The organism is Nocardia sp. NPDC004718 (assembly GCF_053601535.1).
On the sequence record NZ_JBSGCA010000112.1, the window covers coordinates 1 to 6271 of the forward strand.

Sequence of the window (6271 nt, forward strand, 5' to 3'; positions counted from 1 at the left end):
GAAGTTCAGGTGAGGTTAGTGCTCACCTGCCGGGGCTACCGGCACCGAGTCTGCCCTACTGGCTGGCCCGGTAACTCCCATTAGCAGCGGCAAACCGCAGGTTGAGCCGGGTCGGAGTAGTCGAGCGGTTTGGCCGAGGTAAGCCAGTCACCAGTTTGCCGGAGGGGGACCGCCGGAGGGGGACCGGGAGCCGACCGGCCCCCCTTCGGAAGATTCAAGCTGGTCGAACGACTCAGACCCTAGATCGAATTTCGGGGCGGTCGACGGAAACCTCGATTCGGTGGAAGCGCGGCGTTTGCCGATGTCGAGCTGAATAGACTTCAAGCGAGGGAGCCTGTGCAGTGTGACAAAGATTACTGGCGGGCAGGGCAGAGGCCGAGTTCTGCAAGGCTTGAAAGATCACCGGCCGGATACGGCGCACGACCCCGGGGCAGTCACGCACCTCCGGCTAGGCTTGTCAATTCTTGACCGCACGTGGTCCGTATGAGCTTCTTACTAACATCTGTCCCACGTGCCGCCGGCCGTCAGCGATGCCCACAGATCTATGGCTGGAGGGTGGACTATGCTGCGTATGGTGCCGCTAAAACAGACAGGCTGGGGTTCCGCCCCTGCGGTCGCCAGTGATTTCGTGGGGCGTGAGCGCGAGCTGGAGAAGATCGGGATGGCGTTTCTGGGCGAAACCCGCCTGGTCACGCTGATCGGCGCGGGTGGCATCGGCAAGACAAGACTGGCCACGGAAGCGGTGCACCGGTTCCAGAAGGCGCGGCGTGTCCCGGCGCACTGGGTGCGCCTGGCGCTACTGTCGCGCGGCACCGGCGCTGCGGCGGTCGAGGAACTCCTCGCGCGCTCGCTCATCGACGCCGACTTCTCCGGACGGTCGGCCGGGGAGGCGGTGCTGGCCTCGCTGCGCCGCCGAGATGCGGGCGGGCGCACGCTGCAGACGATCCTGGTGATGGACAACTGCGAACACGTGCTGGACGGCGCGGGACGGGTGATCGCCGACCTACTGGAAGCCGCGCCGGGCCTCACCGTCCTGGCCACCAGCCGCGAGGCGATCGGCTGGGTCGGCGAGCAATTGGTGCCGGTGCCCGCGCTGTCGCGGGAACAGGCGTTGACACTGTTCCGTGCCCGCGCCGACCTCACCGGGCACACCGTCGCCGAGGAGGAGACCGAGCTGGCGGTGGAGATCTGCCGCCATGTGCACAACCATCCGCTCTACATCCGGCTGGCCGCCGCACGGCTGTTGCGGCAGCCGCTGCCGATGATCCTGCGTGACCTCACCGGCGAGGCGAGCGACCGGCGGCTGCGCTGGTCCCACGGTCCCCGGATCGGCGCGGAGGCACGGCATCAAGGTATCCGCGACGTCATCGCCTGGTCCTACGACCTGTGCCGGGACAAAGAGCGGCTGCTGTTCGACCGGCTGTCGGTATTCGCGGCCGGGTACGACGCCGACCCGGAGAACATGGACCCGGCGGCGTCGGACGTCGGCGCGGAGCTGGAGGCGATCGAGGCCGTCTGCGCCGACGACGAGCCGGGCGGGTTGGCTCGCGCGGAGATCGACGGCCTGCTCGAACGGCTCGCGGACCAATCACTGGTCACGGTGCATCTGACCGCGACAACGGTGCGGTACTCGCTGCTGGAGAGCGTCCGCCTGTTCGCCCAGCAGCGACTGGCCGAACGCGACGGCGAACCGGCCCGGCTGGCCAGCAGGCACCGCCGCTACTACCGCGACAAAGTCGTCGCGGCTCGAGCCGGATGGTTCGGGCCGGACGAGCAGGATCTGCTGGATTGGGCGCGCGCGGCCTGGGACAACGTGCTGTGCGCCATAGCGGGCAGCCTCACGGTGCCGGAGGAGGCCGCCATCGGGCTGGAGATCGCCACCGGGCTGATCGCGCTGCGCATCCCGTTCCTCAGCGGTTCGCTGCGCGAACCACGCCACTGGGCTGAACGCACGCTGGCCGCCAGCCGCGCCCTCGACCCGCAGCCGGTGCCACTGCAGGTGACGGCGATGTCGCTGATCGCGTGGATCAGCCTGTGCCAAGGCCTGCACCACGACGCGGCACGCATTCTCGACGAGTGCGTCGCGCTGTGCGTGTCCACCGCCGCTCGGACGGGCTGGCGTGAGCACGACCGTGATCTCGATCTGCCCGCCCCCCTCGAATTCGCCAGAGGCGCCGAGCTGATGCTGGTTGGCCGCGATGTGCGTGCGCTCGCCGTGCTGGCCCGCGCGCGCGACAAGTTCACCACGGCAGGCGATGATGGTGGGGCCGCGATGAGCGAACTGTTCGAAGCGCTGACCGCCGCGTTACTCGGCCCCTCCGAGGAGGCCCTGGAGATCTCCCGGCAGCATCTGGAGCACGCCGAGCGCTCCGGAGCGCGATGGGCGGCATCCTGGGTCGGACTCGCCCGGGCGATGGCCCTGGCCAAACACGGCGACCCGCGTCAGGCGCTCGCCGTGACGCAAGCGGCGCTGACCACCCAGCTGGCGATCCGGGATCAATGGGGCACGGTATCGGCCGTCCACGTTCGCGCGTGGGCAGTGGCGCGCATGATCCGCGACACCGACGGCGAACGATCCGGCGCAGTGATGGACTGGGCGCGCGAAGTCGCGCGCCTGCTCGGCGGCGGCGCCACGCTGCGGGAGCGGATCGGCATCGACATCGCCAATCTCGGCCCGTTCGCCATCGAGACCGACCTCGCCGCCGACACCGCCCGCGCGATTCTGGGCGCAACCGTATTCGCGGAGGCGCAGCGAGAGGGCGCGCTGCTACGCCCGGAACTCGGCGAGGTGGCGCAGCTGGCGCTGGGCAACCTGTCATTGGACCGGCTACCCGTGGAGCACCCGGTTCGGCGCCACCGCCCCTCACACTGGGAGGACTTGTCGGTGGCCGAACAGGACGTGGCTGTGCTGGCCGCGGCAGGCTGGACCAACACCGCCATCGCCGCCCGACGCGGCAGCTCCTACAAGACCGTCGACGTCCAGATGGCCTCGATCCGACAGAAACTGATGATCAGCTCGCGCGAGGACATCCGCGCTCTAGTGCCCACCGACCGGCAAGACCAGGTGAGCCAGGAGGCCGCGCGGAAACCGCTGCGCGTACGGCGCTGAGAGGGGCTGGTTCAAATACACTCGGACAGCGCTCAATACATTCCGATCCCTGCGGTCGATCCAGCAATATCGCTAGGCACCGCTCGGGCAGCAATACCAAATAAGCAATTGATGCTCAGCACGACAGTTGTAGTTCGTTACCTGAAGACTGTTTGTGTGCTGGAAGATGTTGTGCCGCAGGGTATTGCGGTTGGCGGTTGAGTCTGGATGATGTGTTCGCCCGCGTTGCCGGGGCGTTCGGGCGGAGCTGCGGGGGTGGGCGAGGGCGTATGTGACGGAGTTGCTGGCGCCGGTGGAGCGGAAGAACTCCCGGCAGCTGGCCGAAGCGGGGCGGTGAGTCCCGACGGGTGCCAGCATCTGCTGAACCGGGCGCGTTTGGAGTTCCGATGAGGTGCGCGATCAGGTCCGCTCGTATGTGGTCGAGGCGCTGGCTTCGCCGGATGGGGTGCTGGTGGTCGCTGAGACGGGATTTGCGAAAACAGGACTGCGCTCAGCCCGGATTCAGCGGCAGTATTCGGGCACTGCGGGCCGGATCGAGAACTTGCAACTGGGTATGTTCCTTGCCTATGCCGGTCGCTCGGGCCGGGCGTTGATCGACCGTGAGTTGTATTTGCTCAAGTCGTGGATCGCAGACCGTGACCGTTGTGTTTACGCCGGTGTGCCCGAAAGCCACTGCAGTGAGGATGTTTGACCAAGCCACGGTTGGCCGAGGTGATGATCGGTCGGGCACTGGCCGCAGGGGTGATCGCCCGGGTGGGTGACCGCCGATTCGGCCTACGGGCGTGACGGCAGATTCAGGGCGTTCCTGGAGTCGCATCGGATGCCCGATGTGGTGGAAGCCCCGTCAGGCACACCCTCACCGACCTCGATAGCCGCCACACAGTCGATACCCTGATCAGCTGCGCCCCATCCGGAGCATGGCACCGTGTCTCGGCCGGTCCCGGAGTCCGGGGTGAACGCGAATACGACTTCGCCTGGGCCACCCTGCCGGTCCTCGACGACATCCCGGCCGGTTTCGTACGCACTCTGCTGACCCGGCGATCTCTCGACGATCCTGCGGATATCGCCTAATACATGTGCTTTCACCCAGACACCATCGATCGCAGCCAGACTTCCAAGCCGCCAAAGGACAATGCGGTCTCGACCACTACCAAGTGCGCAACTACGACGCCTCGTACCGGCACATCACCCTGGCCATGCTGGCCCACGCCTTCCTTGCCGTCACCACCAACACCTCGCCCGACAAACCCGATTACCGAACGAACTACAACTGTCGTGCTAGGTGTCACGTTAAGTTGCGGGCGCCCACGACTACGACACTGCCATGGTCAGTCTGGGTATCCCAGCCACTTGACTTCGCTGGTGACCGCACCCAGACACTGGGAATAATATGATGCATATCCATGCATAGGATTATTTTAACATTTTCCAGTATAGGATTAATTTAATATTTACTTCTCAGTGATGAATTTAACCCACCGACTGAATCTGCCGCCGGATGATGCGCCGTTGAACTACGGTGCATTAAGCATCGATATGCTCGACATCACTTGAGAGGCGTCCCATGGCAGCAGTTCAATCTCCCTCGGAAGGTCCAGCGAATGCACCTGTCACCGACGACGCCGGCTACCACAAGTCGTTGCGTCCGCGTCAATTGCAGATGATCGCGATCGGCGGTGCCATTGGCACCGGGCTGTTTCTCGGTTCGGGCGGTCGGCTAGCCACCGCAGGGCCCGGGTTGTTCTTGGTGTACGGCGTGTGTGGCGTGTTTGTTTTCTTCGTCCTACGCGCCCTCGGCGAGCTGGTCTTATACCGGCCGTGCACCGGTTCTTTCGTTTCGTATGCTCGCGAGTTCTATGGGGAAAAGATAGCTTTCGCGGCCGGTTGGTTGTCTTTTTTCCAGTGGTGCATGACCGGGATAGTGGACATCACCGCCATCGCTACCTATGTCCATTTTTGGCATCCCTTCCAAGCGATTCCGCAGTGGGTGATCGCTTTGGCGGCACTGATTCTGGTTGTGAGTGTCAACTTGGCGTCGGTGCGCTGGTTCGGCGAAGTGGAGTTCTGGGCGGCCCTTATCAAAGTCATCACGCTGGCGACTTTCTTGGTCGTCGGCACGGTCTTCCTGCTCGGCCGGACCACCATTCACGGTGATCGCACCGGCGTGAGCGTTATCGCAGACCATGGCGGACTGTTCCCAGCCGGCCTACTGCCTTTGGTCACTGTCACGACAGGGGTAGTCTTTTCTTACGCAGCGGTAGAATTGGTCGGTACAGCAGCCGGTGAGGCGAAGAATCCTGAGAAGATCATGCCGAGGGCCATAAATTCGGTCATCGCCCGCATAGCACTGTTCTACATTGGTTCATTGATATTGCTCGGACTGCTCCTGCCCTACACGGCATTCAAACCAGGCGAAAGCCCGTTTGTTACTTTCTTTTCCGAACTCGGCGTGGGAGGAGCTGATTCGATCATGAACGTGGTAGTGTTGACAGCCGCTTTCTCCAGCCTGAATGCGGGCTTGTATTCTACCGGACGCATTCTGCGTTCGATGTCGATGAACGGCAGCGCACCAGCCATGGCATCTCGGATGTCCCAGGCTGGCGTGCCCTATATCGGCATTCTCGCCACAGGAACAATCGCGCTGATTGGTGTTGGTCTAAACGTGGTGGTCCCGGAGAGGGTTTTCGAGATTGTCCTGAACATGTCCGCTCTGGGTACTATCTCGACCTGGGTTGCGATCGTTGCCTGCCAGATCCAATTGTGGCGCTGGTCACGAGCGGGCAGATTGGAGCGTCCGGCATTTCGGTTGATCGGTGCGCCCTATACGAGCATAGCAACGGTACTGTTCCTGGGTGTAGTGGTAGGCATGATGGCCTTCAGTAAAGACCAAGTACAGAGCATTTCGGTTATCGCTACCGCGGCGGTGATGGTTCCATTGCTGATCAGCGGGTGGTACCTGGCCCGTAAACGGGTAGGCGTCATCGCATATGAACGCCACCGCCAGCAACTCGCTGACACCGCTTCTCGCCGACTTAACGTACCCGACGCAGCGGATGGGTCAGTTACTTAGCTTGAGTTTTAACCTCACCTCTGAGCTGGGTTCTCAATACCCCGGGTGATCATGGGTGAAGCCCTTGGTTGATCATGTCTCCCTGCGACAGA

At 63.5% G+C, this 6271-nt stretch carries 2 protein-coding genes and 1 pseudogene; all 3 read left to right on the top strand.

The features are described from left to right. Positions 1-628 precede the first annotated feature (628 nt). The 3 genes and pseudogenes from ACWEH3_RS35480 to ACWEH3_RS35490 all read left to right on the top strand — a co-directional run bounded on the left by ACWEH3_RS35480 (position 629) and on the right by ACWEH3_RS35490 (position 6179). Positions 629-3109 (top strand): ATP-binding protein, encoded by a 2481-nt coding sequence (locus tag ACWEH3_RS35480; RefSeq protein WP_452358492.1) that lies wholly within the window; start codon positions 629-631, stop codon positions 3107-3109. 229 nt (positions 3110-3338) lie between these two features. Then, a pseudogene (locus ACWEH3_RS35485) lies at positions 3339-4335 on the top strand (IS701 family transposase); the annotation flags it as partial. Positions 4336-4673: 338 nt separating this feature from the next. Then, a complete protein-coding gene (locus ACWEH3_RS35490) occupies positions 4674-6179 on the top strand; it encodes an amino acid permease (RefSeq protein ID WP_450026722.1) in 1506 nt (501 codons plus the stop codon). The last annotated feature ends 92 nt before the right edge of the window (positions 6180-6271 follow it).

What these genes read in the sequence shown, in the direction of transcription:
- ACWEH3_RS35490 (WP_450026722.1), top strand. Translation starts at nt 4,674, where the DNA reads ATGGCAGCAGTTCAATCTCCCTCGGAAGGTCCAGCGAATGCACCTGTC.